The sequence below is a fragment of the Synechocystis sp. IPPAS B-1465 genome, from assembly GCF_003015225.1.
Lineage (GTDB): Bacteria > Cyanobacteriota > Cyanobacteriia > Cyanobacteriales > Microcystaceae > Synechocystis.
The window spans coordinates 660,712-687,345 of record NZ_CP028094.1; the positions used below are offsets into that span (position 1 = coordinate 660,712).

Sequence of the window (26,634 nt, forward strand, 5' to 3'; positions counted from 1 at the left end):
CATAGATAGTATGCTGATGAGCAGGTTTTTTAGTTATGAGTATAATCAAACGAATTTGATATGCCCACCCCACAAGCACTGTATCGCGGGGCTGTACAAGCTCAAGGTGACGACATTACACAAAATGGGGGCTATACTCGCTCTTGGGCGCGGGGTACTCCTGTGACGGCTCAAGAGGGATTAGACTTTCTTGCTAAGATTGAGGAACAATGCAATGAGTCTCAGAAAGAACAACGAAATTCAGCTTTTGTCAAAGCTGAACGTTTTATCAAGAATGCTAGTAAAAATGGAGGTGTTGATCAAAATTCTCAACCTCATCCTTTTCAAAATCCTAGACGTACTGTTCCAAACGCTCGTGTTGATATTGAAATTCGCAAAGGTTTGACTTTTATTCCTGCTAAAAATTTGGAATGACAATACTTTTTACCAAAATTCAAGCAATGTCAGACTCTACCGATTTGGATAGAGCAATAGATAAGCTTGACAAAATTTCTATTAATTTTGGTGCCGTAGATGAACAGATAAGGTGTTTTGCATTTTTATTAGCAATTGCCGAAGAAAATATTGCTGAGATTGTCTTAGGTATATTAGTTAGAGGAATCATGAAATATGAACCAAATAGGGTTAATAATGAAGTTCTTTGGCTATTTTTGGCAGCCGTTTTGTCTCGTTCAAATATTACGCCTGCCAGTGCTTTAAGAATTAGTCTTTTAGGAATAGTATCTCGTATTGAAGATTGGGCATCACCCATTTTTGCATTACTAGTTACCGCATTAGATAGTTTTTTACGTAATAGCCTGGAATATGGAGACCCTTTAATTGCAGAGCAAACTTTAGATTTTCTTGCCACTTGGGGCGAGAATTATGCTCAAGCACCTCGTACTTTAGAGCAAGTTGCAAAGATTAACTCTTTAGCTCGTTTAGTTTTACAAAAAGTTGATGAACCTATTCTTCAGGAGGAATGGTCAGAAGGGTTAGATTTATTTTTAAATATTGCTCATATTGCTTGTAAAATAAAATATTCAGATCAACGTATTTGGTCGTCTTCAGTAGAACTACTTAAGGATCTCTATCCTGTAAATATTTTAAATAATAATAATGAATATTCAGACAAGCACCGTCAAGTTCAAAAAAATATTCTAAAATTAATTGATTCTTCTCTGGCTGTAATCGGAACTATTTTTGTTAGAGGAGGCTTGTCGGTCGTAGTACACATTGAGCATTTAAATCAGGAACTAACATGGTCACTTGGAGCTAGCGCAATAGATAGAATCGAGCGTTTTTTTCAGGAAGTATCAAGCATTTTCAAACTAGGATTTCCTAAATTTAATCAAATACAATCAATTCAAGGTTCTTGGATTCAGGTTCTTAATCTTCCTCTAACTCCTAGGGAAGCTAATATTTTAGCAACAGAAATTGCTTCTTTATCCTCAAAAAATTACGAACAAAGTGAGATTAATCAAAATACTATTGATAGTTGGCGAGAATGTGCAGAAATCCTTAGTGAAAAGGACTTTAAGATTAACTTATCTGTTTCCACAAAGGATATAGGATTACAGATTATTCCTCCCATTTCTACAGAGAATTTTGCCAATATCTCTACAGGAGCAACTACTGATTTTAATGAACAAGAAAGAACACACATTAGAATTCTCTCTTGTGATGTTCCACAAGCTAATAATATTGAAAGAATTTTGGAGCTTGCACAATTATTTGTTCAATATTCATCTTCAACTCAAACTATTAGTGATAAGTTTCTTGAGATAAGAGGAACAAAATCTAGAGATTTTTTCTATTATCGTAGAGCAATTGAAATTCTTAACCTTATTGATTGGCGTGGGCATCCGACCAACGTCTGTTCTGCTTTGTTTCGCTTATCTAAAAAAGAGGCAAAAATGAGACTTCTTGCCTATCAATTTATTTCTTCTAATGTTGGTTCTGCTTGGCTACTGTGGAAAAATGCCAATGATCTTTCAGAGATTAATCCTGACAGTGCAGAAGAATTTTTAACGGCAACTTGTCCATCACTTTCTCAAAAAACAATTGAACGACGTTCACAAACATTAAAAGCATGGCTCACTATCTTTCTGCAATACTGGGATTCTTAACGATTTGAGTTAGAACTACGACTGATTTTCATATTCTGGGGTTCATAAAGGGAAAAAATTTAAGAGGCGATCGCCGCCCAAAAAACAGCGGAGGATATTGTCACCCAGGGGAAAGCGGGCAATACGGATAGCGTGCCGGAATTTTCCCTAGCTGAAATTACTTTTCCGGTGAAATTGGCCTATCTCCTCAGTGCCAGTGGCCTGTGCCCCAGTAGTAGCGAAGGGAGAAGGCAAATCAAGGGAGGAGCGGTGCGCTTAGATGGTGATCGCCTGGGGGATGTTAACCAGGAATACCAGAAACCGCAGGATTTGGACGGTAAGGTGCTCCAGGTAGGCAAGAAAAAATTTATTCGCTTCACTGCGAATTAGCAATTAAAATAGTAATTTATAACTACTCTCTCCGTCGGCGATCGAGGTAGAATTGGGGCGAACTGATTTGACCGGTCAATCCTGCCCATTCCTGCCTGATCCGTCCAGATTCAACCAATTACTGCCCAACCTTAGAATTGAGGTTATCGCCCCATGAACAGTTTTGTTTTAATGGCCACCGTTATTCGGGAACCGGAACTGCGCTTCACCAAAGAAAATCAAACCCCCGTCTGCGAATTTCTAGTAGAATTCCCCGGCATGAGGGATGATTCCCCCAAGGAAAGTTTGAAAGTAGTTGGTTGGGGCAATTTGGCCAACACCATCAAAGAAACCTATCACCCTGGCGATCGCCTAATTATCGAAGGACGCTTAGGTATGAATATGATAGAACGGCAGGAAGGCTTTAAGGAAAAACGAGCTGAGCTAACTGCTTCCCGCATTAGTTTGGTGGATAGCGGCAATGGCATTAATCCTGGTGAGTTGTCTTCTCCTCCAGAACCTGAAGCAGTGGACCTTAGTAACACCGATGATATTCCGTTCTAACATCCACAATTCAGCTACTCCCAGTCAGATTTTTCCTTGAACTTGAAATTTCCACAATGGCGGATTCCCTTCCCAATTTAGTCGATCTCAACTTCTTACCTTTTTTAACGGAGGCTGGGGAAATTGATCCGAACTACGAAAAACGTATTGGGGTTTACGCCATTTTTGACCAGCATCAGAATCTACAATACGTAGGCTATTCCCGTAATTTAGCCATTAGCCTGCTGCAACATTTGGTGCGTCAACCAGAGCATTGCCATGGGCTCAAAGTACACATCATCGACCGCCCCGATCGCCAATTATTAGTTCAAATTCAAAACCATTGGTTGGTGGGGCAAAATCCTCCTGGCAATGGTGAAAGTCAGAAAATTTGGGCTGAATCGATTAATGTGCAGGATTATTGGACTCCAGAAGAGGCCGCCACCGTTGCTAAAAGTGAACCAGGGGACACGCCCAAACTTTTGAAAAAAATTGCCCGTAGGCTAGAGGCAGAAGTGTTGGCAAAACTGGAAGCCAGGGGAGTGGCACAACAAATTCGCTTCAATCCCAAGCTGAAAGAACAAGGGCTGTTGGACATCACCTAGGATTCGCCCATAGCTGTCCATTAAAATATAAGGGGATCCAAGATGACCCTGACTGAAAAAAATGGACATTCGAGAGTTTCAAGAAAGTAATGAGAGGCGCCAGTTGCGTAGTAGTTCTATGTTACCATTGACCCTAAATTCGGCAAATATTGCCATGGTGATATCAACCATGTGGGCTGACCTGGAGACAACTTTCGTGGGGCGATGAAATCTAGCAAACCAATGACGGTTATCTGAGTTGTTTCTCTCAATTCCTACTGTTTCTCTTTTGCTAATCCCATGAAACGCATCGGGATGTTCATCCAGCAGTTGTTGATAGGGCCTCCAGTCATCGGTGCAGTACACCGTCACTTTCCACTTTGCCAGTCTCTCCAGCAAACGACTCAGGGTTTGACTATCACGATTTCCCAGTTCCCAGTTCCCAGTCGATGAGTCTCCCAGTAACACGCTCATATGCCTTATCATTATCTATTTGAAACTCTCCATTATTGATTTACAGAGCTTTCCTTTCTTCGTTTCTGGCCCAGTTTCAGGGATCCGCCTCACTCTTCGTTTCTTCGTTGTTGTGAGTTCACGCTCAGCCGGTACTATTTTTCCCCGTCTTTAGAGGCACGTTCTTTTTCATCTCCATACAAAGGAGAAGTTCCGGTTCCTGTCATTAATAATTGTTGTTGGGGCACCCCAATGGCAATTTCCTGGGATTCAAAGGCCACTTTCACCCGCAGTCGCAATTCTCTGGCCACGTCCCATTGTTCCCCCGGCAGGGTCTTAAGCCAAATACGAATAAGAATACCTTGGTGAGAAACCTCTTCAATACCCTTGAGTTCCGGTGCCTGGAGCATTTTAGGATGCCACCACGGATCGTGGTACAGACCCAGCGCCACCTGTTGCAAAACGGCGATCGCCTTTTTGGGATCAGCATCAGCCGCCACCATAACGGAATAATCTACCCTGGACCAGTCTTTAGTTTGATTACACACTGTGCCAATGGCTCCGTTGGGAATGGTGACTAAATCCCCGTTGGGACAACGGATGCGAGTAACAAATAGGTTTGTATCTTCCACTACTCCTTCAAACTCGCCAATCAGAACGAAATCATTAATGGCGAAGGCATCACTCATCAGATTAGAAATACCGGCAATTAAATCCTTGATCAAGTTTTGGGAACCGAAAGACACCGCAAAACCGATGATCCCTGCCCCAGCCAGTACTGTGGCCACCGGCACATCGAACAAACTAAGGGAAAAGACAAAGGCAGTAAAAATACAGACCACCAGGTTAATGCCCCTGACAGCACTACTGACAGTGTTAATTCTAATTTTTCTTCGTGTATATTTGGCAGTTTGTAAAATAGCATAATCGTTTTCAATGGTATGGAAAAAAGACTCAATTAAAAAATCAGATATTTTAATTAAAATTATTGCCGATAACCAAATTAAAGTTAAAGAAATGGGAGTGCCCGATAACTGTCGTCCTAAACGTCGAGTGTTAGGAAAAACCTGCAGAAAAAAAGCACTACCACGGATCCAGATAATAAACAGGAAAAAAATTAGTATTCTCCGGGTAAATACAACTTGTTTGAGGCGGTTTTTCAGGAAGTCGTAAAAATCCTTGCCTTGGAAAAGTTCAAGAATATTTTCAAAAATTTTCTGGTTATCCAAAGAAAATGTCAGGGGAGGATTTTTTTTACTGTCCCCCCAGCCAACATTTCCGAATAGTATAGTTTTGGAGTAAGCACTTAAATAATAAAGAAAAATAGCTATCCGGTCTAAAATTTGAAAAGCGAAGGAATAGCGGGGAATGGCAGCAATATTTTTAAAAATAGACGCATCAATGTAATTATAATCAAAATTTGGGTCTTCCTCCTCCGCCTTAACTAAACAATTAATAGCCATCTTTAGTAAGTGAATTCTGTGTCCCAGCCACCGATAAATAAATAGCACTACCAACGAAACTGTGACCACAATGGTGACAATTACTAGGGCAACTTTTATTTGTCTTCTCAGGGCTTCTGGTTGTCGTTCCCGCCTCGCTCGCATCAGGGCATTGCGGACTTGATCTACGGTTTCGGACGCTAAATCTTCCGGGGTAAGGGCGTATAAATCAGCATCAGCTTTGGTAATGGTGCGAAGAATTTGTGGCCGGAGATTTTTGTCATCGCTAATTTGAATAATGATCGCCCCATTGAGAATAGAACTAGCAACATTTAAGGTTTCTGGATCAAAACCCCGCTGGACAATTTCTTTAAACTTACTTTCAATACGTTGTTGACGATAAACAATTGGACTAAGGGAAGAATCTCCTTCTTTACTAGCATTTCCTGTGGGCACAGCAATCAAAAAAATTGGCTCTCCATCTACCCTAACGGTGGTGTAATCCAAGTTACCAATTCTACCGGATAAATCTGATTCAAAGCCTAGATTAAAAGCTTTATTTTGCAGGGGGAAATCAGACTTGACGGGATCCACTAGGTCAATTTGGGGCGGTAGTTGACTAAGGAGAGTTTGTGCCGACTGGGCTTGGGCAAAACCTAGGCTTAGCAGTAAGGTGAGCAGAGTAAGGGCGATTAATTGACTTAAATTTAATCTTTGATGGCGAAAAATATAATTTTTTCTATTTGTTGGGAGCACTCTGACAACGAATAAATTCCAAAGGGAGGTTATCACTATCGGCAATGAATAAAACTTCATAAATATGATCACCAATTTGTTGTTGCTGGGGATTTAAAAGAATTTTTAACGGCTCAATTTGTTCTGGATTGGTTTGATAGGCTTGGCTAAAACTTTGGCTGAGATTATTCAACCATTCCGGTAAACTTTCTACCTGGTCTGTTAGATCAAAGGAGATATGATAGTAGCCCACGTAATGTTCATCTTTGAAGGCATCAGGGGCGGGTTGGGGTTGGGGAATTTGAATTAATTCAATGCGTCCCCCCAGACCAGTCAACCAGCAAGCTAAGGTATAACCAGTGGTGAACCTTTCCCCCACGGTAAAACCCAATAGCTCATAAAAGGCGATCGCCCGATGGATATTAGCAGTACGAATAGAAACATGGTGCATGATGCTTTATGCTGGGGGAGTTAAGGGGAAATTAACTTTTCAGCGGTGCTCAATTTATTACAACCTTACCAATGTCCGAACTGAAAATCCTAATTGTTGACGACGAACCCCACATTGTAATTCTGCTGGAAGAGGTGTTTGAGCTTTTAGAAGAAGATTACGGGGTGGAGTTATTGACCGCCATGGATGGGGAAAAAGCCTTGGCTTTAGCAGTGGAACATCAACCCCAATTGGTTATTTTAGATGTGATGTTGCCCAAGATTAGTGGTTTAGCAGTTTGTCAACGTATTAAAGAAAATCCTGAGCTAGCTAATACCACGGTGATTTTGCTCACGGCCAAGGGCCAACAGTTCGATCGCCAGGCAGGGTTAGCCGCGGGGGCGGATTGCTACGTAACTAAACCCTTTGGCCCCAGGGATTTATTGGCCCAAGCGAAGGGAATTTTGGGTATTGAAGAAGAGGATTAATAGTCCATTTTAGAAAGATTCAGAGTTAGGGGTATGGTTAATCTCCTGGTCGAGCCAACGTTTTTTCCAGCGGCTGGTGGGCTCCAATGTACTTTTGCTCTGTTCCGCTCGACGACGGGCCAGAATTACTTCCGCTGGATCTGTTCCTGAAGGATCACGGTAGGGGATGGCCGCCTTAGTTTGCAGATGTTCCATTTCCCAGGGGGCAAATATTGATGGGGGTGATGGCTGGTGGCTAGCCAGGGTACCCAGGGGCCGACGACGGGGATGGGGCGGTTGACCGTCTCCCATGGTGGCAATGGACAGTCCGGCCAGTTGTAAACCATGACGCACCGCCGCCGCACTGCAATAGGTGGCTAAACGGCCTGTTGGGGCTAGACGATCGCCTAAATGACAGAGAAATTCCACTGTCCACAGTTGGGGACATTTGGGCGGTGAGAAGGGATCGAGGAAAATAGCATCGACCTTAATATCTCGGGGCACAACGGATAGTAATGTTTGCCGGGCATCCCCGATCGCCAGATGGGCAGTTAAAAATTCCCTGGCAACCATTTCTCTTTGAGCTAGATCCTGCAAAATCTCCTGCACCAAATCCGGCCAACCCTGGAGCAAGCCATTGGCGATCGCCTGGCGGGGCACTTGCAGATCGTTTTCCAAACTGTACAGAGTTACGTGGCAATGGGGATTAATTTGCCAGATGGCTGTTAGGGCCGCCGCTGTGTTGTAGCCCAAGCCATAGCAGACATCAATAATAGTTAACCTGGATTTTTTGGCCGCCAACTGGGGCAAAAGACAGGGATGAACAAACTTTTCGTCCGCCTCCGCCTTAGCACCCCGCTGGGAATGGAACGTTTCCCCAAATTGGGGCGAATAGAACGTAAAAGAACCATCCGCCGTCAACTGGGGAGTAAAAGGGGCCGCACTGGTCAAAAATTAGCCCTCCGTTCCCGGTTTATCCTGGGCCAATTCCCCTTTCAAGGTGGCAATTTCCTCCGTCAGGCGATCGAGTTCCCTTTTCGCCGTCGCAAAATCGATGATGTTATTGGAACCAGTGGCAGTGGTTTTGCTAAGGGGGTTGGGCAGGGATTGTCGCCATTGTGCGAGCAATTGATCCACATACTGACGGGCTTCCGTTTCCGTAGTAGTGCCCTTTTGGGCCCATTGGCTGGCCCGTTGGTCCCATTCCTGTTGCAAATCCTGGAAAGTACCCTGGCGTTTTTGCGGATCCTGCAATGTTTCCACCAAACTAGCGGTGGCTCCCACCGTAATCCGAAAACCTTGCTGGATAGTGTCTAACAAAGTGCTGTTGTTGGTAGTCATCGTTAAAACTTAAGGTAGTTGAAGGTCAGGATTGAGTTCTCCAATGGTCGTTGCATTCAACAAGAACACCGTGGGTGAACCACGTTTGACCCTAAGCTAAACCAAAATGTCCTGTTTCCGCCACTGGACGGGGCACCAAGCCAGTTTCCCAACAGAGTTTCTGGAAATCTTTGATCAACCCACTGCGCTCAATTTGCGAGTACCTATTCAGGTGACCTTTTTGGTTATAGACCAGCAACAGATCAAGTTCCGGTAGGGTGGCAAAATGCAACAATAAATTAAAAATGTCGATGGACCTAATTTGATATTCCTCCTTGGCAAAATTGGGGTGTCTTTGGGCATCCTGTTTATTACTAAAGCAAAATATGGCGGCCGCAGTTTTATTGCCCCCTTGGGCGCTCAGGGTGAGTTTGACTAGATTGTCATTGTGGCGACCAGTCCAAATATAAAGCGTATCCACATTCAGCTTTTTGCCGATTTCTTCAAACAGGGGAGTCATCACCAACTGCACCGCTTTTTTCTCTTCCTCGCTCCCTTGCGCTTGTTGGGACTGTTGTAGGAATTCTTCCTTAAATTTTTTCAGGCTCATAGCTTTTTCAATTTCCAGAGGGTTTAAGACGGTCGGCGATCGCCGTGAGGAACTGATTGCTTAATTCGGGCAACTGGGCTAAATTCTTCACCAGCCGAGTTTTCTCCCCCAAGGACAAATCCATAATCATGCTAACAATTTGTTGAACTTGGTCCACTGTGGGCACCGTGTCTTTGGCTTCACTCGGTCCTTCTTGGTAAGAGTCGCCGTGGTCGGTGGCAAAGGGATCGGAGGCGGTGGAGGCCATGGCTGGTTCAACAAGGCCAGGCTCTGTGGGGGAAAAACCTTGCCTAGTTAACAGATTTCCTTCTTCCAAGGGCGCAAAAAATGGCGGTGGTGGAGGGGGCACAAACTCAATATGACCAAGGTGCTCCCTCGCATCGGTAAGTTTCTGGGCAGTGAAATCCCCAGGGTGGGGAGTCATTTGGCTCAGTAACTGGTCTTCCCAGGGTAATTTCTGCTGCCGGCCGGGGGCTAGGGCTTCTAGCTGAAATTTGCGGACAATGAAGTCCGGAGGCAGTCCCCTTAAATACCAGCGATACATCTCCGCTAACTGGGACTCATCACCATTCCACTCCAAAGCCAATCTGTCCTGTACCTGCACCGGAATGCGGCGACGCAGGGTGGAGAGAGATTGCTGAGAAAATTCGTCAAACTTACCCTGTAACGCCTGAAAATCCTTGGCCGTGGCCTGACTGCCTAATTTGATTAATCGCACAATTTCCGGGGCGATCGGTCTGGGTAACCCATCGACTTTGGGGGAACGGGCCGCTGTTGCCAAACATTTTTGCACGGTCTGGTAGGCTGGACGGTTTTGATCCAGGGGAATCCATTCCACCATCACCCGCTCAAATTGCTTCATCACTGTCATCACCTCCCGATGGAGATGACGCAGGGGAGGTTGGTCAATTTCCTCTAGTCCGTTGACCTGGTCAAAGACCTTTTCATTGTGGCCCTTGACTTCAATGTTGTGGATGCCCAATTGCCGCGCTTTTTGCAAACCAATTAATAAGGCTCGATAGGACGCTTCTGTGCCGGTGGCCGAGGCCAGTAACTGTTTAACGCTGGTTCTTTTCCCCGTGGGCAATAGCAAAATGGCCACTGCGGCCCCTTGACCTTTTTGTCCTAGGGCTTCCCCGGCATAGAACAAAATTGGTATCGAATTACCTGTGCCATTGGGGGGAGAAGAATTAGCCATTGCTGGTGGTGTGGGGTGTTTACAATAACAGGGCAACCAGTTGGAGTAATTGACCGATGTTGGAAAGAATTCTGGAGCCAGAGGTAATGGACACCGAAGCAGAAGCAATGGACTACGATGCCATGGACTTTCAAGCGGTTAATCTGGCTTTTGCCCAGAGAGCTTGCCAACTCGGCCCAAGCAAAGCCACAGTGTTAGATGCCGGTACTGGTACGGCCCGTATTCCCATTCTACTCGCCCAGTTACGTCCTGCATGGCAAATCACTGCCATCGATTTTGCTCGTTCTATGTTGGCGATCGCCAAGGAAAATGTGATCGCAGCGGGGTGTGAAACTCAAATTTGCCTGGAATTTGTCGATGCAAAACAATTGCCCTACGCCAATGGTTCCTTTGACGGAGTGATTGCCAATAGCCTCTGTCATCATTTGCCCAGGCCGCTGGATTTTTTGCGGGAGGTAAAACGGGTGCTCAAGCCCCACGGTTTCCTATTAATTAGGGATTTAATTCGCCCCGAATCCCCGGAAAAATTAGCTGATTTCGTAACGGCGATCGGCTCCGACTACAACGACCAGCAGAGGAAACTTTTTGCTGATTCCCTCCACGCTTCCCTAACTATCGCTGAAATACAAGACTATCTCCAGCATTTGGGTTGGGTCGGTGATGATGGTCCCAACCTGGAGTTACACCTTTACCAGTCTTCCGATCGCCATTGGACATTGGAGAAGAAGTTCCAAAGTTCAACCATAGTACAGCGATAGGACTGCAACGAAGGGAATCAGGTTTCCGCTGATTTGCGTTAAAATTCTCGTAAGCTTTCCCCATCAGGGATTTTTCTCTCGATCCATATGCTACTTTTTTTGGCCCATCCGGCACCAACCTCCCACCAGTACCCTCCAAGACGGATACCCTAAGGCCCTGTTTCGCCCCGTCCCGTCCTCCCACTGCTATCTAGGAGCTTGCCCATGCTACACCGGAAAATCTATCAACTTTGTACCGATGGCCACGAAGTCAGTCTTTACCTGAGGGACCAACAAAGGTGGGTAGAAAATGCCAAAATTCTGACACTGGAGGGGGATTTGGTCACTTTCCGCTATGAGACCGAAGAAGAGGATGAGGTCTGTGCCTGGGAAGAAATGGTGCGCCTGGAAAGCATTGGCTCCGTTAACCGTAAGTTGGCCTCCGTTTCCCGCCTTGGTCATGAACTGCTAATTTCTGAAGATTGTCCAGAGGCGGAACAGTTACTAGCCCGATCGCCAAAGTCCCACCAGGAAGAAGAAGAGGAAGACTGCGACTAAACTGGAACAGATTAAAATAAATTCCCCTATTTTTCCCGGCCCCACTATGACCGAAAATATTGTCCGCGAAACCAGCAAGAAAAAAGAAAGCCCCCCGGAAAATACCTGGTTAGAGTTGGGCAAAACCATGGTTACCGCGGTTATCCTGGCGATCGGTATTCGGACTTTTGTGGCCGAAGCTCGCTACATTCCCTCTTCCTCCATGGAGCCGACCCTGCAGATTAACGATCGCCTGATCATTGAAAAGATCAGTTACCGATTGCGGGATCCGGAGCGGGGAGAAATTGTGGTCTTTAACCCCACTGACGCCCTAAAAGCAAAAAACTTCCACGATGCTTTTATTAAGCGCATTATCGGTTTACCGGGGGATGAAGTTAGGGTTTCCCAAGGCAACGTTTATGTCAACGGCAAAATGCTGGACGAAAATTACATTGCGGCTCCTCCCGCCTATGAATATGGCCCAGTGAAAGTGCCCGATGATCAGTATTTAGTGTTAGGGGATAACCGCAACAACAGCTATGACTCCCACTATTGGGGCTTTGTCCCCCGGGAAAAATTGCTCGGCCGTGCCTTTGTCCGTTTTTGGCCCGTACCCCGGGTAGGCCTGTTGACTGATGATGCTGAGCGAGAAGCAGTAGAAATTAGCCCCCAAGCATGGGAAAGTCCAGCCATTTCCCCCCAGACAGTGCCGGAGAGTCGTTAGATTATAAGCAATCACCACTGTGCGGAGAGAATCAAATAATTATGGTTACCCCCACCCTCGTTAAAACCATCGCCACTGCTGCTCCCCAAACCTTTGACCAATTTTTGAAGCAATGTCCCGAAGAAGGCCGCTTTGAGTGGGTAAATGGAAAAATCATCGAAATGGTTAACACCCGCGAACATAAACTGATTGCTGAGTTCATTCTTTTCGCTTTCCATGACGAAATACGTCGTCTCTCATTAAACTTTGATGTCACCACCCAGGCCACCATCAGAACTGAGATTAAGACCGGCGGTTTTCATGGACGCATTCCGGATGTGAGTGTTATCGATCGCCATGTATGGCGCTCCGATCCCGGTGACTACAGAGCTTTAACTGAGCCAGTCCAGTTAGCAGTGGAGGTGGTTTCTAGTAACTGGGAAACGGATTATTTTGATAAATTGGATGAGTATCAACGCCTTGGCATCAAAGAATATTGGATTGTCGATTATCTGGCGATCGGTAGTCGGGACATTTTAGGGGAACCAAAGCAGCCCACCGTTTCCATCTATACCCTCAATCCAGAAGGAGTTTACGATCGCCAAGCTTTTCAAGGGCAAGAAACCTTAGTATCCCCCACGTTTGCGGAACTGGTATTGACCCCAGAGCAAATTTTTAACGCTTAGTATTGGCATCAACAAGACAAAAAGTGGGGGTTGTATCGCGTCTCAGCCAGGATGGGGCGGAGAGTTTGGTAGAGGCTTAACTATAAGTCCACCAAAAGATAGAACTTCCTCAATTATTCACCTATGGCGTGAGTCAGCAGAAGAGGAATGTAGCTGACAATACAGAGACTTTACCTGGGATTTCTGTTAGTTTTGAGCAGGGGATAGGGTGGGCACAACTCTCTTCTTTTTTTAAACTCTAACTATCAGAAAACCATTTAGGAGCGCTCTTTACAGATGCAGGATTTTTTGAGTAACACAGTGGCGTTGTCGCGGCTACAATTTGCCGTCACTGCCATTTTCCATATGCTTTGGCCGGTATTAACCACTGGTATGGGCATTTATTTAGTAATTATTGAAGGATTATGGCTGAAAACTCGTAATTTAGACTATTATCACCATGCTCGCTTTTGGGCTCGGCTCTACGTTTTAAATTTCGGTATTGGAGTAGCTACCGGTTTGCCCATGGCCTTTCAATTCGGTCTAAACTGGGCTCCTTTTTCGGAATCCGTAGGGGACTTCTTCGGCACAGTGCTGGGCTTTGAGGGCACCATGGCCTTTATGCTCGAAGCCAGTTTTTTAGGCATTATGCTATTTGGTTGGGACCGGGTTCCGCCCTTAATTCATTACCTCGCCACCATTTTGGTAGCCATTGGAGCAAATCTTTCCACCTTTTGGATTCTTTCGGCTAATTCCTGGTTACAGACCCCCGCTGGGGGCATTTTTGTCGATGGAAAATTTGTGGTGCAGGACTATTTTGCGGCGATCGCCAATCCGTTTATGGTTAATAGTTTCCTGCACATGTTCTTTGCCACTTTAGAAACCTCTATGTTTGTCATTGGGGGTATCAGTGCTTGGTGTATTCTCACCGGTCGTCAACCGCAATTTTTTGCCCGCTCTTTGCAGGTAATTTTAGTGGTGGTGATGGCGGTGGCCCCTCTGCAAATTTTCATTGGTCATTTGAGTGCGGAACAAGTATCAGTGCATCAACCGGCTAAACTTGCGGCCATGGAAGCTCTCTGGGAAACGGTGCCAGCCAAAACCCCCGCGGCTTGGAGTGTGGTGGCTTTACCCAACGATAAAGCAGAAAAAAATGACTGGGAACTGAGCATTCCCGGCGCATTGAGCTACATTTTGGAACTTAAACCCCAACTGGATAAACCCATTCAAGGCCTGAAAGATTGGGCCCCGGTTGATCGCCCGAGGATGGTGGGCTTAATTTACTATTCTTTCCGCATTATGGTGGCCATTGGACTCTTTTTTGCCGCTCTCATGGCCGTGACAGTACTGCAATGGTTGCGGGGGAAATTGAAACCGGAAATTATCAGCCAACAAAAATGGCTACTGCGGGCTTGGGTCTTTGCCGCTCCGTTGGGTTATTTAGCAGTGGAAACGGGCTGGATTGTTCGTTGTGTGGGGCGACAACCCTGGATCGTTTACGGAGAGATGCGGACAGCAGAATCGGCCTCCAACCTGCCCCCCGGTGAAATTCTTTTTTCCCTAACCGGGTTGAGTGTAATGTATATCGTCTTTTTAATTGCCACTCTCTATTTCGGCAGTCGCATTATCCGCAATGGGCCGGATTTAACCTTGCCTGCTCCCCGAGGTTCCGAAGCTTCCCTTTGGGGCACTGTGACCAAGCATGAAACCAACCGCCGTCCCGCTGAAATTGCTGAAGTTAAGGAGTAACCCATGGAACCGTTAGAACCGCTACAACATTTTCTGCCCCAGGTTTGGTTTTTCATTTTGGGGTTATTTCTCTTTCTCTATGTCCTGTTGGATGGGTTTGATCTGGGGGTGGGGATTTTGTCCCTTACGGCTTCCAGCGAAGAACGGCGCAGTATTCTGATGACCAGTTTGGGTAATGTTTGGGATGCCAACGAAACCTGGTTAGTTTTAATGGGCGGCTCTTTATTTGGGGCTTTTCCCCTGGCCTACGCCACCATTTTGAATGCTCTCTATTTACCGGCGGTGATTATGGTGGTGGGGTTAATTCTCCGGGCAGTGTCCTTTGAGTTTCGGGAAAATGCTAATCGTAAATTAGTCTGGAACATCGCCTTTGGGGTCGGTAGTTTCCTCGCCGCCCTAGGTCAAGGTTTTGCCCTTGGCAGTGTGTTTGAAGGCATTACCGTCGATGCCCAGGGACATTTTGCCGGCACCATGTGGGATTGGCTGACTTGGCGATCGGTCATTGTGGCCCTTACCCTCATCCAGGGTTATGTGTTGATCGGCTCCACCTATCTCATTTTGAAGACGGAAGGAGAATTGCAAAAAACCTATTTCAAGACGGCGGCGATCGCCACTTGGACCACTTTGGCGGGGGCGGTGTTTATTACCATTAGCACTCCAGCTTTTTCCGAAGAGGCCAGGGCCCAATTGTTTACCGCTCCGTTGGTGTACATTTTTGCCGCCATTCCCCTGGTGGGCTTACTGTTCATTGGCCTACTGTTGCGGAGTTTGTATCTGCGGGAAGAAAATACCCCGATTATCTGGACATTTTTAGTCTTTTCCCTTTCCTTTATTGGTTTGGGTTTCATTATTTTCCCCAACATCATTCCCCCCAGCGTCACTATTTATGAAGCGGCGGCGGCCCCCAGTTCCCTAGTGTTTATGCTGACTTTCATTGGTTTCCTGATCCCGATCCTGTTGTTCTACAACATCTACAATTACTTAGTTTTCCGGGGCAAAATTGTCACCGACTAGGGAGTTCGTTGCAATAAACAGCGATACACCGGACGTTGCAAATTAAAACAGGCAATTTCCCTTTCTGTGGGTACCCCCAGTGGATTTTCTGCCAACCAAGGGGTGTCATGGGTAAAAACAAAATTGTCATTTTCGGCAAAACGGTCCCTCATATCCTGGGCCACGGGCTCCACATCCGATTGCAGTAAAACTTCCCCTCCTGGAGGCAATGCGTTGGCGATCGCCGTCACTAGTTCTGGTTGGGCCACTCGGCGTTTATTATGTCGTTGCTTAAACCAGGGATCGGGAAATTGGATGCTGACCCGTTGCAGAGTGGGGGGAAAGGCGGAAAAGAATTTTTCTGGCTCCACATTGATGTTGCCAAACAGGTAATGGAGATTTTTTAACCCCAGACGATCGCCGGTTTCGTTGGCCTCTAGCACCAAGGGTTGACGGATTTCCACCCCTAAAAAATTCCAGTCGGGGTGTTGTTGAGCCATTTTGAGGGGAAAGCGACCCCGGGCACAGCCAATATCTAGATGCAATGGTCGTTGGACATCGTCATAAACGGTGGCCCAATCGGGACAGGCCAACACCTGCCGATATTTTTCACTGAGGGGGTTGACGTGTTGGCGGATGCGGACTCTAGCCAAGGAAATTTAGCCTAATTCAACATTTATCTTCACAGCCATTTTCTAACATTTTCGCAATTTACGATTGCTTTCTCTGTCCCTGGCTATGCCACCAGTGCCAACAATCCTGGGCGATCGCCCAATCTTCTTCGGTGTGGACAATCAACACCGTCACCAAGGAGTCGGAGTGAGAAATGACAGTATCCCTTGGCGATCGGTTATTCAACTCTGGATCAAGTTTTAAACCTAGAAATTCAAAAGCTTGGCAAACATCTGCCCGCACAGTGGCGGCATTTTCCCCCACCCCGGCGGTAAACACCAACGTATCCAAACCTTCCAAGGAAGCAATCATTTGCCCCAAACAACTCCGGAAGCGATGGATATACATGACATAAGCCAATTGAGCTTGTTCATTACCCTCTGCTTTGGCCTGCAAAATGGTACGAAGATCCGCCGACAGCCCAGAGACTCCGAGCAAACCGGATTTTTTATTGAGGGTGGTGTTAATTTCCGCCGGGGTTAACCCTTGGGTTTCTTGCAAAAAAAGTAGAATTGCCGGGTCAATGGAACCGCTCCGGGCCCCCATCATCAAGCCTTCTAGGGGAGTGAAGCCCATAGTGGTATCAATGCTGACCCCATTTTTAATCGCCGTTAGGGAGGCACCGTTACCAATGTGGCAGGTGATGAGTTTTAAATCCGCCAAAGGTTTACCTAAAATTTCCGCAGTTTTCTGGGCACAATATTTGTGGCTAGTGCCGTGGAACCCATAGCGACGGATGCCTAAATTAGTCCAGGCTTGAGGAATGGGATATTCGGCAGCAGGGGTGGGAATGGTGCGGTGAAAAGCCGTGTCGAACACAGCGATCTGGGGCACTTCCCCCAACACCAACAGTGCGCTGATTGCTTCAATGCCCTCTAGGTGAGCAGGATTATGGGCTGGAGCCAGGGGAATTAAGTCTGCAATGGCCTGTTGCACTTCCGGCGTGATCAAAGTGGCTTCGGCATGATCCGTTCCTCCATGGACCACTCGATGGCCCACCAGGTCAATCTCTGCCAAACTTTTCAACACTGCATCATCCCCCGTTACCAGGGTGTCCAACATTCGGGCTATACCTTGTTGGCGATCGCCAGTTTCCAGAATGATCACTTGTTTTTGGCCAGCAGTTTCCACCGTTAACCGCCCCTGATTTGCCAACACCGTCCAATCAATGAAAGCCTCCCATAAGGGCTCCGGTATCGTCTCCGGTAGGCGATCGCCAGTCAGCTCATAAAGACAACTTTTTTGACTGCTGGAACCGGCATTGAGAATCAGGAATTTCATTTCAATTCGGTTTGGAAAAGTTGTTTCACTTTTTGCCAAGCATCGGCGGCCGCTTCGGCGTTATAGCTAGCCCTTTGGTCACAGAAAAAGCCATGGTCTGCGCCTGGGTAACGGAAAATTTTATGGTTCACCTGATACTTGGTTAAAGCCTGTTCAATCTGCTCCGTATCTGCCATGGGAATGCTGGTATCTTCCAAGCCGAAGAAGGCGTATAAAGTGCCCTGAATTTTATCGGTATAGGTAATGGGCGGTTCCGCTGTCCCTGGAGCCCAATGGGGAATACCCGCGCCGTAAAAGGAAGCCGTGGCCTTGACTGTGGGTAAACTAGCCCCTAAATAGACAATCCAACCACCAAAACAAAAACCAATTAATCCTACTTCTTCCGGTTTAACGTTGGGTAAAGTTTGGGCGTAGGCAATGGTGGCTTCCAGATCGCTCAAAATTTCTGCACTACTAGTCTGATCTTTGAGCTTTCTACCCGCTTCAATACCTTCTGGGGTATAACCCTCTTCAAAACCTGGCGCTTGCCGTTGATAAATGGCCGGGGCGATCGCCACGTAACCTTCTTTAGCCACCCGTTCTGTCACGTCCCGGATATGGCTATTAACTCCAAAAATTTCCTGAATCACAATCACCACGGGATATTGACCCACGGCCACCGGCTCGGCCAAATAGCCTGCAATTTGCAAATTTTGGTTGGGAATGGTGACCAAGGTGGTCTTGATGTCAACAGTCATAAACTACCCGGAAATAATAACTCCTAGCCTATCTCAAAATCTGTACTGAAAGCCCTGTCTGAGAACGGCGATCGCTTCTGTCGGCTACTAATTCCGCTTGTGGGCCCCATGAAAAAGCAATAGGAGAAATTTACGTCTGCTGGATTTAGGCTCCCAGAGGGAAAACATTATCTGCCAACGCCGGGAAAAACGTTAAAATCACAAATTGTAACTGTTGTTACTTAAAGGTAACCACCGTTGTGTTTTTTGCAATCTAAGGGAATTGAAAATAATGTTTAAACCCAGCTTACTTTTGTCTTTGCTTGTTGTGGGCTGTTTGCTAACGGTTACCGGTTGCGGTGGTGGCAATCAGAGGGAGGAAGGTCAACCCACTCAACAGAACATCGAACAGCAAGAAAATAACAACGGGAATGCCAATACCAATGATGATGATAATGACAATAACGACGACGATGAGGAAGATGACAACAAAGATGGAGATGATTAAGGCGGTTTGATTCCAACTACCCCAGTGAAGATTCTTTTCATTAGCAACGGCCACGGAGAAGACCTCAACGCCGGCCTGATCATCGATGCCCTGCAACGGTGATCGCCGGAATTTGATCTATTTGTTCTGCCTTTGGTGGGAGAAAGTAAAGCCTATCAAAAGGCCCTTTGATCTAAACCATGAAAAGTACGGTTTACATTGAAACTAGTGTGATTAGCTATCTTGCGGCTCGTCCCAGTCGGGATGTCGTTGCGGCTGGACATCAACAGGTCAGCTACGAATGGTGGGATACAGAGCGCACGAAGTTTTCCCTTTACACTTCAACTCTAGTCCTTCGGGAGGCCAGTAGCGGTAACCCAGAGGCCGCATCAGCCCGTTTAGAATGGTTGCAGGGGATTCCCGTTATTGCTATCACCCAAGAGGCTGAGGCTCTTTCTGAATATCTTATTCAAAGAGCAGCCCTTCCCCAGAAAGCAGTGGCAGACGCATTACATATTGCAACGGCGGCTTATCACCAACTTAATTTTTTGCTTACTTGGAATTGTAAGCACATTGCCAACGCAGCTAAACGTCACCGTATTGAATGTGCCTGCCGAGAATTTGGCTTTGAGTCCCCTATCCTTTGTACCCCCGAGGAATTACTCGGAGTTAATTCTGATGTGGAATGACCCTATAGTTGAAGAAACACGACGGTTACGAGACGAGTATGCGGCCAAACATGGTCACAACATCCACGCTATTGTGGCAGATCTCAAGAGTTGGCAAGAGCAAGGCTTTCCCCTTGTAGGCCAGAAAACTGAAGTGCTTCAGCCTAAACTTTTATCCTCCCTAAATCCTCACGATCAAGAGTCAGAATGACCAAAGTGGCTCTATCAGAATTACCCCAGTGAAGATTCTTTTCATTAGCAACGGCCACGGAGAAGACCTCAACGCTGGCCTGATCATCGATGCCCTGCAACGGCGATCACCAGAATTTGAGTTATTTGCTCTGCCCTTGGTGGGGGAAGGTAAAGCCTATCAAAATAGGGGAATTAGCATCATTGCGCCTACCCAACCTTTACCCTCGGGAGGGATCATTTACACTGGCTTTTTAACCTGGTGGCGGGACATTGTTGGGGGTTTAGTGGGTCTAACTATTAAGCAAATTAAGGCCCTACTCAAACAAAAACATCAGTTTGACCTGATTGTGGCGATCGGGGACATTGTGCCCCTGGCTTTCGCCCGTCTAAGTGGGAAACCCTACCTAAGTTTTTTGGTGGCCAATTCCAGTTACTACGAAGGCCGGTTGTCCCTACCCTTTACCGTGACCTGGTGTTTAAAATCTCGTCATTGCCTAGGGGCGATCGCCAAAGATAATTTTACTGCCCAAGATTTAAGTCAACGGGGCATCAACATCCGCTGGTTGGGCTATCCCATTATGGACGCTTTACAACCGACGGGACAGCAGCTACGACGGGACAGCAAAACTCTCATTGCCCTTTTGCCCGGTAGCCGGGTGCCGGAAGCGGTACATAATTTGGCTCAATTATTGCCCTTGTGTGGAGCCATTGCCCAGGAAAAAGCAGTGGATTTTTGGGCTGCCCTCGTGCCGGCAGTGACGGTGGAACATTTACAAAACCTAGCAAGGGAGCATGGTTGGCAATACCACGGCGATCGCCTGGAAAAAGATAATTGCACCATTCATTGCTCCTGGGATCAATTTGCTGACATTTTGCACCAAGCGGATTTAGTGTTGGGTATGGCGGGGACCGCGGTGGAGCAGGCCGTGGGTTTAGGCAAGCCAGTGTTGCAAATCCCTGGTCATGGTCCCCAATTTACCTATGGTTTTGCCGAAGCTCAAATGCGATTATTGGGCTGTTCCGTCACCACCGTCGGCAAAAATCCCCAGGAAGCTAATTTAATCAGTCAAGCTAGTCAGAAAGCGCTGGCAATTCTGGCGGATCAACATTATCAGCAACGCTGTCGGCACAATGGACAAGAGCGCATTGGCTCCCCCGGTGGTTCCCTGGCGATCGCCAACCACATTGCCGCAACTGCCAAAACTTTGGCTGACAAGGGGTAGAATGCGGTCAACATAGCCGTGATTTACTGCCACTAACTGAACAAATCAAGGAAAAGTCTTCCCTTTAACAACCCGAAAATCCCCAAGAAGATTAGGATAAAAACATCTAGGCCAATTTTAATCGTCCTCCGCGTATGAGTATCTACGATCCCAACCCAGATCAGTCTCTAGCCAGAATCGACGCCCTAGAGAAGGAGTTGGCCAACCTCAAAGCCAGTCATAACACCCTGGACATCCAAAATAAAATTCTGAAAGGCTTTATCTCCCTCACCAACGTCTCGGCGGGGCGGATGTTAATTAAGGCCACGTTGCAAAAAACCATGGAAGCCTCCATTCACCAAACGGGGGCCCAATTGGGCAGTCTTTTCTTACTAGATGGGGACGGCAGGGTCACGGAGAGTATTTTAGCCAGGGGAGCCACCGACCAAAGCCAGAAAAAGAATATTGTCGGCCAAGTGCTGGACAAGGGGCTAGCGGGTTGGGTCAGGGAAAATAAAAGAACTGGTCTCATCAACGACACCACCAAGGATTACCGTTGGCTAAAACTGCCCGACGAACCTTACCAGGCCCTGTCCGCCCTGGGGGTCCCTATTGTTTGGGGGGACGAACTGTTGGGGATTTTGACTCTGATGCATTCCCAGGTGAATCATTTCACCCCGGCCTGTGCCACTGCCATGGAAAAAACGGCAGAATTAATTGCTCTAGTCTTGAACAATGCTCGCATTCAAACCAAGCATAAGCAAAATGAAACTCTGATTCAACAGGAAGACGACTTATTAAACCAAGCTATTCTCTGGTTTCCCAGTATAATTTTTATCCTAGATAACCAGGGAGTATTGCTCAAATGTGGGGGCAAATATTTAGCCCAGATTGGTCTTGACCCTAAGGAAAGCATTGGTAAATCAATTTATTATTTATTACCTGAGGCTAATGAACTAAAAAGCCTGACCAGCCATGCCCTAGCTAACAACATTATTGAGTCTGTGAGCGTGCAGATGGAACGAGTCGACCACGGCACTTGGTTCTATGATGCTTGGTTTTCTCCTATCCTAGATAACCATGGCCAGGTTTCTAATGTTGTTTGTATGCTTTTACCAGCCTAAAACAGGGAGTAAAGATCTAGAGTAATCTTTTTCATCATTGTCTATATTTTAGTTATACTTTTGCTGCGCTTTTCTTACCATTTACGTGTATGAAACAAGGTAAACTTTCACAGCTCATTGGGGAGCTGGGATAAATAGAATTACAAGGATAAATTCTAGGAGCAAAACAGTACACATCATGAAGAGTTACCGGCGCTTGAAACAATTACTTTTCTTTACCAATATTGGCGATAAGTCTAAGCAAATTAGACAAAAGACTGGGGCGGGAAAAACAAAAATTTATCTAAGCATGGCGGTGTTTCTCCTCTGTCCCCTCACCCTCTGGGGCACCACCCAGAATTTTAATTTAACTATGATGGCCCTGACTACTTTTACCATAGCTTATCTGGGCAAAGGTCTGCGTCGGACTAAGCCCGGTGCTGGGGAAAATTGGCCTCATTAAATTGACGATCAACATCAAACATCTATACGTAAAAAGTCACTTCTACAGTTTTATCTGGCAACTGTCGAGGATCTTCTCCCTTGGCGATCGCCGTGCGGATAGATTCCACAAAAATATGGATAGTATCGGCGGGGGTATGGTTAAAATTAGTACCGTATTTGGCGATTACTTCCTGTTGAATGGCGAGAATCTTTAGGTCCTGGGCAATAATCCGTTTAGCGGTCCACCAAACTAAGGGAATGGCAAAGAAATTCCACATGCCATAATTGAAAGCAACGTCGGTGTAAACGAGGGTAGATTGTTCTGTTATTGGCACCGATTGACTAGTAATAAATAAATGACGTTGGGAACTAAATTTATATTCCACAGAAGTTACATTCGGCATAATAAATCGGTCAGTATGGCTAATTTCATTGCCCTGGGAATTAAGAAATTTACCCCACCAGCCCAAATTATTATTTTCGTTATAATACTCAGCTTTGACCTGGCCTTGATGGCGATCCACAATCATTTTTATGGCTTGCCGTTGGGCGGTGCGAAAAATGCCTGGGTGCACCGAAGCTGTATGGGGAATGTCGATGAAATTCTCCACGCAGTTGGTGACATTATTAGCAAATCGATGGATTAGTCTGATTCTCTGCCAACCTTTTTTACCATACTGGGGTAACGCAAAAGGGGGTTGTATCGGTTCCCCTAAACAGACATAAATAAAGCCTTCCTGCTCCATTGTTGGGTAACATTTCGTCCGTAAATTTTCCCTTGGTTTAAACTGTTGATCTTCCGCTGGCACACCAATGACTTGACCACGATGATCATAAATCCAACCGTGGTAAGGACAGTGAAGATTTCCTTGCTTGATTAAACCACAGGAAAGGCGACTGTGGCGATGGACACAACGATCTTCCAAGGCGATCGCCATACCATGCTGGTCTCGAAAAATTGCTAGCCATTGCCCCAAAATTTGCCGAGCTAAAACTTTACCAGGCTTCAAATTCCTACTTTCAGCCACCACATACCAAAAATCTTCAAATTTCATCACTTTGATAAGCTCTAATGGCAATATCTCCTGTTAACTTAATTTGACAAGCCAATCTAGCCTGAACATCATCAGGAGCCAGAATAGCCAAAATTTCCCTTTCCTCGGCCTCTGGGGAGAGGATTTCCCCCACGACTTTCACTAGACAGGTACCACATAATCCTGTGCGACAACCGAATAAAATTGGCGAATTGTCTGGGGTTAAATATTCCGCTAGACAAGCGTTAAATTCTAGTGATAGGGGCAAAAATTTAGTTTGAGGAAAAGAAATTACGCAATTATTCATAATTTTCAAGGTCGGCGATCGCCGACATAGAACAATACCGATAATTGTCCGATGGAACCTAAGCAAACATCACGGCAATGGGGGATCAAAAAACTGAAAGGAAATGCTTTTTAGGAGTGATTAGCGTTGGGCAGATTCTGCCAAAAATTGATCGATGGTGCTTAACAATTGATTGGGTTGGAATGGTTTGGTGAGGTAACCATCAGCCCCAAGAGCTTTGGCCCGATTGCGATGGAGGGGATTTTCCCTAGAGGTGAGCATCACTACCGTTAAGCTATGCCAAACTCGGTGAGCCCGCACCAGTTGCAGCAGACTAAACCCATCCATATTGGGCATTTCAATGTCACACAGAGCTAAATCAATGCCTTGGTTTTGCCGGTTGAGTAAATCCCAAGCTTCTTTGCCGTCCCGACATTGGATGAGGCGGAAACTGCCTCCCAGCACCCGTTGTAAAGTTCGCCGCACTGTGACGGAATCGTCAATAACCAGGATTGTGGTCTGACCACCAGCGGATCCCGCCGCATCCTGGGGCAAGGTAGGCTCAGTACGCCAAAGCACAGCAAAATTGTTGGGAATTAATACGGGCACCACTTCTCCAGTACCCAAAACGGTACAGCCCGCCACATAGGAAGGAATGGGGGTAATGGCGTCCAGAGCTTTGACCACCAAGGTCCGTTCATCGACAATTTGCTCCACTGTCAACAATGCCGAGCGATCGCCAAGGTTAACCATCAGTCCGACTTTATGGGGTAAACCGGGGGAAGGACTAAAACCCTGGGGATAAATTTGGGGCAACACTTCATCCAGAGGGCAAGCTTCCATAATTTGGGATTGCCATTCCACCCGACCATTTTTAATCGGGTAATCGTCCAGGGGCAAAATTCGCAACACACTTTCGGAAGGAAACGCCAGTAACCGTTGCTGATAGCGCACCAGCAGTAGGGGCACAATATTCAAACTTAGGGGAATACGGATCAGAAAACGACTGCCTTGGCCCAATTTGGTTTCCACCGTCAAGGTACCCCGCAGGGATTCAATCATTTGCTTGACAATGTCCAGTCCTAATCCCCGCCCGGACAGATTGCTCACTTCCGCTGCGGTGGAAAATCCCGGCTGAAAAAGAAAATCCAACATTTGAGCTTCCCCGATGGTGCCCAACTGCTCTGGGGTTAGCCAACCCAATTCCATTGCTTTGCGGCTAATTTTTTCTGGGTCAATGCCCCGACCGTCGTCACTTACTGTAATTAAAACTTGGTTATTGGCCGTGCTAGCGCTGAGGGTAATGGTCCCTTCGGGAAGTTTGCCCTGGGCTTGGCGTTCTGGCACAAATTCCAAACCGTGGTCAAAGGCGTTGCGAATTAAATGGGTTAGGGGGGTGCGTAACTGGTCCAAAATGGCCACTTCGACTAGGGTGTTTTCCCCTTCAATGACAAACTGCACCGGTTTTTTATGGCGATCGCCTAGCTTTTCCAACGGCTGGGCAAAGGATTGGGCTAGACCCCGAAAGGGCACCAGGCGGGATTGGGTCAATTCACTGTCCAATTGATGGAGGGACTGACTCATCTGGATCAGGGTTTCCTGTAAATCCCGTTCCACTAAATCCACGTCTTCCTGGATTTCCTGCACCTGCACCATCAGTTCCTGGAACCTTTGCAGAATGCCATGGACAGCAGTGTAACTATCCATTTCCAGGGCATCAAAATCCACCAATCCCGCTATGCCCAAACTGCTTTGACTATCACCGTTTTGGTTACCGCCACCGTTACTTGGACTGATCTTGGTTTGGTCGCTGAAAGAAAGTTCATCGTAGAGGGATTCCACTTGCTCCCGCATGGGGATTAACTGTTGCCCCCGCCTTTTTAGGTTCCGACTAGCTTGCCGTAGCTGTTTGTCATATTCCAACAACCTTTCCTGGTTAATTAGCAATTCACTAACTGTATTACTTAATTTATTCAGGCGATCGAGGGGAATCCGTAAAGTCTGCCTGGTGCTGGGGGCAGGGGAAGCTTTGGCGGTCACGACAGCGGGAATTGGAACGCCGGGGACGGGGGGCGCAATTACTGCCGTTACTGGCTTAACCTCTGGTAATGGTTCGGGATCCGGTTCCGCAACAATTTCCGGCGCTGGGGGGGTCAACTCGCCCGCTAAAAACTGCTCCCTTAAAGATCTCAATTCGGCGATCGCCGTGGGTAAAAGGGTGAGCAAATCCACCTGGGGCCGCACCAATTCTCCCCGCCAACGGTTCCCGGCCTCCTCCAACCAATCACAACTAAGAGCTTGGCCTAACAGGGTACATTCCTCTAGCAAAAGACTAAAACTTTCCCGTAGCTCCGTGGCAGTCCCTCCCCGTTCCAGTCGCCGTTCTACCCGCTCTAAACAAGCTTCTAGCTCCACAGTTAAGGAAGTACGCACAAATTGGGACACATCTCCTGCGATCGCCTCCTCTTGGGAAGGTTGAGGTTGACATGTTTCTAAAAACTCCCCCAGGGCCAGGGCAAGTTCCGGCGGCTCATCCGTGTCCTGTAAACGACCACTGTTGGCCAACTCCACCATGGCCTGGGTTTCCTCGATGGTCATGGCAATCAAACCCACTGCCATGGATTTATCTTCCACCCTTCCCTGTTCTAGAGCCTCAAATAAATCCTCCAACCGGTGACAGAGGGTCTGCAGAGGGGTTAAAGCCGACATTCCCGCTCCCCCCTTGAGGGAATGGGCCGCCCGTCCCATATCCTGAATCAGCTTTTGCCGTTGTTGGGAATCCCCAGCGGGGCCTAACACCCGTTCCAAGGACTGGAAACCCACTGTCAACTGTGCTAGACATTCCGGCGCGTCTTCCTCCAAAAAGGCCTGACGGGCTTCGGCGGTAATGGCGGCGAGGGTGGCGGCATCAAACATACGTTGACCAA

Annotated in this window: 28 protein-coding genes and 2 pseudogenes; 17 read left to right on the forward strand and 13 right to left on the reverse strand. The window is 46.8% G+C overall.

Annotated features, from left to right (window positions below):
• Window positions 1-60: 60 nt before the first annotated feature.
• The 5 genes and pseudogenes from C7I86_RS03080 to C7I86_RS03100 all read left to right on the forward strand — a co-directional run bounded on the left by C7I86_RS03080 (window position 61) and on the right by C7I86_RS03100 (window position 3,604).
• Window positions 61-414, forward strand: coding sequence for a hypothetical protein (locus C7I86_RS03080; protein WP_010871797.1), 354 nt, complete (start codon window positions 61-63; stop codon window positions 412-414).
• Window positions 415-440: 26 nt separating this feature from the next.
• The gene (locus C7I86_RS03085; RefSeq protein WP_223211338.1) at window positions 441-2,108 is read left to right on the forward strand and encodes a hypothetical protein; all 1,668 of its coding nucleotides are present in this window, start codon (window positions 441-443) and stop codon (window positions 2,106-2,108) included.
• A gap of 66 nt (window positions 2,109-2,174) precedes the next feature.
• Window positions 2,175-2,477 (forward strand): annotated as a pseudogene (locus tag C7I86_RS03090) (S4 domain-containing protein); the annotation flags it as partial.
• Window positions 2,478-2,630: 153 nt separating this feature from the next.
• Window positions 2,631-3,020 (forward strand): single-stranded DNA-binding protein, encoded by a 390-nt coding sequence (locus tag C7I86_RS03095; protein WP_010871800.1) that lies wholly within the window; start codon window positions 2,631-2,633, stop codon window positions 3,018-3,020.
• A gap of 56 nt (window positions 3,021-3,076) precedes the next feature.
• Window positions 3,077-3,604, forward strand: a complete 528-nt coding sequence (locus tag C7I86_RS03100; protein WP_010871801.1) for a GIY-YIG nuclease family protein — start codon at window positions 3,077-3,079, stop codon at window positions 3,602-3,604.
• A 78-nt stretch (window positions 3,605-3,682) separates the two neighbouring features.
• Here the strand turns inward: C7I86_RS03100 and C7I86_RS03105 are convergent.
• The 3 genes and pseudogenes from C7I86_RS03105 to C7I86_RS03115 all read right to left on the reverse strand — a co-directional run.
• Window positions 3,683-4,064 (reverse strand): annotated as a pseudogene (locus C7I86_RS03105) (IS1 family transposase); the annotation flags it as partial.
• Between the two features lie 127 nt (window positions 4,065-4,191).
• Complete coding sequence (locus C7I86_RS03110) at window positions 4,192-6,234, reverse strand: mechanosensitive ion channel family protein (RefSeq protein WP_020861482.1); 2,043 nt, start codon at window positions 6,232-6,234, stop codon at window positions 4,192-4,194.
• Window positions 6,218-6,664 (reverse strand): VOC family protein, encoded by a 447-nt coding sequence (locus tag C7I86_RS03115; protein WP_010871804.1) that lies wholly within the window; start codon window positions 6,662-6,664, stop codon window positions 6,218-6,220. The genes C7I86_RS03110 and C7I86_RS03115 overlap by 17 nt, the downstream gene beginning before the upstream one ends.
• A 71-nt stretch (window positions 6,665-6,735) precedes the next feature.
• On the opposite strand from C7I86_RS03115, the gene C7I86_RS03120 reads away from it, so the two are divergent.
• Window positions 6,736-7,131, forward strand: a complete 396-nt coding sequence (locus C7I86_RS03120) for a response regulator transcription factor (protein WP_010871805.1) — start codon at window positions 6,736-6,738, stop codon at window positions 7,129-7,131.
• 9 nt (window positions 7,132-7,140) lie between these two features.
• Here the strand turns inward: C7I86_RS03120 and C7I86_RS03125 are convergent, their stop codons facing one another.
• The 4 genes from C7I86_RS03125 to C7I86_RS03140 form a co-directional block, all read right to left on the reverse strand.
• Entirely contained in the window at window positions 7,141-8,061 is a 921-nt protein-coding gene (locus C7I86_RS03125) for a tRNA (5-methylaminomethyl-2-thiouridine)(34)-methyltransferase MnmD (RefSeq protein WP_020861483.1), read from the reverse strand.
• Between the two features lie 3 nt (window positions 8,062-8,064).
• A complete protein-coding gene (locus C7I86_RS03130) occupies window positions 8,065-8,451 on the reverse strand; it encodes a hypothetical protein (protein WP_010871807.1) in 387 nt (128 codons plus the stop codon).
• Between the two features lie 91 nt (window positions 8,452-8,542).
• Complete coding sequence (locus C7I86_RS03135; protein WP_010871808.1) at window positions 8,543-9,040, reverse strand: hypothetical protein; 498 nt, start codon at window positions 9,038-9,040, stop codon at window positions 8,543-8,545.
• 7 nt (window positions 9,041-9,047) lie between these two features.
• Window positions 9,048-10,238 carry a reverse transcriptase-like protein gene (locus C7I86_RS03140; RefSeq protein ID WP_010871809.1) on the reverse strand — a complete coding sequence of 397 codons (1,191 nt, stop codon included), beginning with the start codon at window positions 10,236-10,238 and terminating at the stop codon, window positions 9,048-9,050.
• Window positions 10,239-10,294: 56 nt separating this feature from the next.
• Between C7I86_RS03140 and C7I86_RS03145 the strand changes: the two genes are divergently transcribed.
• The 6 genes from C7I86_RS03145 to cydB all read left to right on the forward strand — a co-directional run bounded on the left by C7I86_RS03145 (window position 10,295) and on the right by cydB (window position 15,643).
• The gene (locus C7I86_RS03145) at window positions 10,295-10,996 is read left to right on the forward strand and encodes a class I SAM-dependent methyltransferase (RefSeq protein WP_010871810.1); all 702 of its coding nucleotides are present in this window, start codon (window positions 10,295-10,297) and stop codon (window positions 10,994-10,996) included.
• 204 nt (window positions 10,997-11,200) lie between these two features.
• Window positions 11,201-11,533 (forward strand): DUF6679 family protein, encoded by a 333-nt coding sequence (locus C7I86_RS03150; protein ID WP_010871811.1) that lies wholly within the window; start codon window positions 11,201-11,203, stop codon window positions 11,531-11,533.
• A gap of 46 nt (window positions 11,534-11,579) precedes the next feature.
• Window positions 11,580-12,236: a signal peptidase I gene (gene lepB, locus C7I86_RS03155; RefSeq protein ID WP_010871812.1), complete on the forward strand. Its 657-nt coding sequence runs from the start codon at window positions 11,580-11,582 to the stop codon at window positions 12,234-12,236.
• A 41-nt stretch (window positions 12,237-12,277) separates the two neighbouring features.
• Window positions 12,278-12,901: a Uma2 family endonuclease gene (locus C7I86_RS03160; protein ID WP_020861484.1), complete on the forward strand. Its 624-nt coding sequence runs from the start codon at window positions 12,278-12,280 to the stop codon at window positions 12,899-12,901.
• A gap of 276 nt (window positions 12,902-13,177) precedes the next feature.
• On the forward strand, window positions 13,178-14,629 hold the full coding sequence (locus C7I86_RS03165; protein ID WP_010871814.1) for a cytochrome ubiquinol oxidase subunit I: 1,452 nt from the start codon (window positions 13,178-13,180) through the stop codon (window positions 14,627-14,629).
• Window positions 14,630-14,632: 3 nt separating this feature from the next.
• On the forward strand, window positions 14,633-15,643 hold the full coding sequence (gene cydB, locus C7I86_RS03170) for a cytochrome d ubiquinol oxidase subunit II (RefSeq protein ID WP_010871815.1): 1,011 nt from the start codon (window positions 14,633-14,635) through the stop codon (window positions 15,641-15,643).
• On the opposite strand, the gene trmB is transcribed toward cydB, so the two are convergent.
• From trmB to C7I86_RS03185, 3 genes are read right to left on the reverse strand one after another with little or no spacing between them, the layout of a single operon-like run.
• Window positions 15,640-16,275 (reverse strand): tRNA (guanosine(46)-N7)-methyltransferase TrmB, encoded by a 636-nt coding sequence (gene trmB / locus C7I86_RS03175; RefSeq protein ID WP_010871816.1) that lies wholly within the window; start codon window positions 16,273-16,275, stop codon window positions 15,640-15,642. The genes cydB and trmB overlap by 4 nt on opposite strands.
• Before the next feature lie 58 nt (window positions 16,276-16,333).
• Window positions 16,334-17,575 carry an acetate/propionate family kinase gene (locus tag C7I86_RS03180; RefSeq protein ID WP_010871817.1) on the reverse strand — a complete coding sequence of 414 codons (1,242 nt, stop codon included), beginning with the start codon at window positions 17,573-17,575 and terminating at the stop codon, window positions 16,334-16,336.
• On the reverse strand, window positions 17,572-18,312 hold the full coding sequence (locus tag C7I86_RS03185) for a dienelactone hydrolase family protein (RefSeq protein WP_010871818.1): 741 nt from the start codon (window positions 18,310-18,312) through the stop codon (window positions 17,572-17,574). Before C7I86_RS03185 ends, C7I86_RS03180 begins: the two co-directional genes overlap by 4 nt.
• A 271-nt stretch (window positions 18,313-18,583) precedes the next feature.
• Between C7I86_RS03185 and C7I86_RS03190 the strand changes: the two genes are divergently transcribed.
• From C7I86_RS03190 to C7I86_RS03215, 5 genes are all read left to right on the forward strand, one after another.
• On the forward strand, window positions 18,584-18,799 hold the full coding sequence (locus C7I86_RS03190) for a hypothetical protein (RefSeq protein WP_010871819.1): 216 nt from the start codon (window positions 18,584-18,586) through the stop codon (window positions 18,797-18,799).
• A gap of 179 nt (window positions 18,800-18,978) precedes the next feature.
• Window positions 18,979-19,467 (forward strand): type II toxin-antitoxin system VapC family toxin, encoded by a 489-nt coding sequence (locus tag C7I86_RS03195; protein WP_010871820.1) that lies wholly within the window; start codon window positions 18,979-18,981, stop codon window positions 19,465-19,467.
• A gap of 218 nt (window positions 19,468-19,685) precedes the next feature.
• On the forward strand, window positions 19,686-20,861 hold the full coding sequence (locus tag C7I86_RS03205) for a lipid-A-disaccharide synthase-related protein (RefSeq protein WP_010871822.1): 1,176 nt from the start codon (window positions 19,686-19,688) through the stop codon (window positions 20,859-20,861).
• A 134-nt stretch (window positions 20,862-20,995) separates the two neighbouring features.
• Complete coding sequence (locus tag C7I86_RS03210) at window positions 20,996-21,964, forward strand: GAF domain-containing protein (RefSeq protein ID WP_010871823.1); 969 nt, start codon at window positions 20,996-20,998, stop codon at window positions 21,962-21,964.
• Between the two features lie 178 nt (window positions 21,965-22,142).
• The gene (locus C7I86_RS03215) at window positions 22,143-22,406 is read left to right on the forward strand and encodes a hypothetical protein (RefSeq protein ID WP_010871824.1); all 264 of its coding nucleotides are present in this window, start codon (window positions 22,143-22,145) and stop codon (window positions 22,404-22,406) included.
• Between the two features lie 22 nt (window positions 22,407-22,428).
• On the opposite strand, the gene C7I86_RS03220 is transcribed toward C7I86_RS03215, so the two are convergent.
• The 3 genes from C7I86_RS03220 to C7I86_RS03230 all read right to left on the reverse strand — a co-directional run bounded on the left by C7I86_RS03220 (window position 22,429) and on the right by C7I86_RS03230 (window position 26,623).
• Window positions 22,429-23,442 (reverse strand): aromatic ring-hydroxylating dioxygenase subunit alpha, encoded by a 1,014-nt coding sequence (locus C7I86_RS03220; protein WP_041425777.1) that lies wholly within the window; start codon window positions 23,440-23,442, stop codon window positions 22,429-22,431.
• The gene (locus C7I86_RS03225) at window positions 23,432-23,728 is read right to left on the reverse strand and encodes a 2Fe-2S iron-sulfur cluster-binding protein (RefSeq protein ID WP_010871826.1); all 297 of its coding nucleotides are present in this window, start codon (window positions 23,726-23,728) and stop codon (window positions 23,432-23,434) included. Before C7I86_RS03225 ends, C7I86_RS03220 begins: the two co-directional genes overlap by 11 nt.
• A gap of 120 nt (window positions 23,729-23,848) precedes the next feature.
• Entirely contained in the window at window positions 23,849-26,623 is a 2,775-nt protein-coding gene (locus C7I86_RS03230) for a hybrid sensor histidine kinase/response regulator (RefSeq protein WP_010871827.1), read from the reverse strand.
• Between the last annotated feature and the right edge of the window lie 11 nt (window positions 26,624-26,634).

Bases quoted from the DNA above. Each gene is read 5' to 3' on its own strand.
- C7I86_RS03080 (WP_010871797.1), top strand. From the start codon at position 61: ATGCCCACCCCACAAGCACTGTATCGCGGGGCTGTACAAGCTCAAGGT.
- C7I86_RS03085 (WP_223211338.1), top strand. From the start codon at position 441: ATGTCAGACTCTACCGATTTGGATAGAGCAATAGATAAGCTTGACAAA.
- C7I86_RS03095 (WP_010871800.1), top strand. From the start codon at position 2,631: ATGAACAGTTTTGTTTTAATGGCCACCGTTATTCGGGAACCGGAACTG.
- C7I86_RS03100 (WP_010871801.1), top strand. From the start codon at position 3,077: ATGGCGGATTCCCTTCCCAATTTAGTCGATCTCAACTTCTTACCTTTT.
- C7I86_RS03115 (WP_010871804.1), bottom strand. From the start codon at position 6,664: ATGCACCATGTTTCTATTCGTACTGCTAATATCCATCGGGCGATCGCC.
- C7I86_RS03120 (WP_010871805.1), top strand. From the start codon at position 6,736: ATGTCCGAACTGAAAATCCTAATTGTTGACGACGAACCCCACATTGTA.
- C7I86_RS03130 (WP_010871807.1), bottom strand. From the start codon at position 8,451: ATGACTACCAACAACAGCACTTTGTTAGACACTATCCAGCAAGGTTTT.
- C7I86_RS03135 (WP_010871808.1), bottom strand. From the start codon at position 9,040: ATGAGCCTGAAAAAATTTAAGGAAGAATTCCTACAACAGTCCCAACAA.
- C7I86_RS03140 (WP_010871809.1), bottom strand. From the start codon at position 10,238: ATGGCTAATTCTTCTCCCCCCAATGGCACAGGTAATTCGATACCAATT.
- C7I86_RS03145 (WP_010871810.1), top strand. From the start codon at position 10,295: ATGTTGGAAAGAATTCTGGAGCCAGAGGTAATGGACACCGAAGCAGAA.
- C7I86_RS03150 (WP_010871811.1), top strand. From the start codon at position 11,201: ATGCTACACCGGAAAATCTATCAACTTTGTACCGATGGCCACGAAGTC.
- lepB (WP_010871812.1), top strand. From the start codon at position 11,580: ATGACCGAAAATATTGTCCGCGAAACCAGCAAGAAAAAAGAAAGCCCC.
- C7I86_RS03160 (WP_020861484.1), top strand. From the start codon at position 12,278: ATGGTTACCCCCACCCTCGTTAAAACCATCGCCACTGCTGCTCCCCAA.
- C7I86_RS03165 (WP_010871814.1), top strand. From the start codon at position 13,178: ATGCAGGATTTTTTGAGTAACACAGTGGCGTTGTCGCGGCTACAATTT.
- cydB (WP_010871815.1), top strand. From the start codon at position 14,633: ATGGAACCGTTAGAACCGCTACAACATTTTCTGCCCCAGGTTTGGTTT.
- C7I86_RS03180 (WP_010871817.1), bottom strand. From the start codon at position 17,575: ATGAAATTCCTGATTCTCAATGCCGGTTCCAGCAGTCAAAAAAGTTGT.
- C7I86_RS03185 (WP_010871818.1), bottom strand. From the start codon at position 18,312: ATGACTGTTGACATCAAGACCACCTTGGTCACCATTCCCAACCAAAAT.
- C7I86_RS03190 (WP_010871819.1), top strand. From the start codon at position 18,584: ATGTTTAAACCCAGCTTACTTTTGTCTTTGCTTGTTGTGGGCTGTTTG.
- C7I86_RS03195 (WP_010871820.1), top strand. From the start codon at position 18,979: ATGAAAAGTACGGTTTACATTGAAACTAGTGTGATTAGCTATCTTGCG.
- C7I86_RS03210 (WP_010871823.1), top strand. From the start codon at position 20,996: ATGAGTATCTACGATCCCAACCCAGATCAGTCTCTAGCCAGAATCGAC.
- C7I86_RS03215 (WP_010871824.1), top strand. From the start codon at position 22,143: ATGAAGAGTTACCGGCGCTTGAAACAATTACTTTTCTTTACCAATATT.
- C7I86_RS03220 (WP_041425777.1), bottom strand. From the start codon at position 23,442: ATGAAATTTGAAGATTTTTGGTATGTGGTGGCTGAAAGTAGGAATTTG.
- C7I86_RS03225 (WP_010871826.1), bottom strand. From the start codon at position 23,728: ATGAATAATTGCGTAATTTCTTTTCCTCAAACTAAATTTTTGCCCCTA.
- C7I86_RS03230 (WP_010871827.1), bottom strand. From the start codon at position 26,623: ATGTTTGATGCCGCCACCCTCGCCGCCATTACCGCCGAAGCCCGTCAG.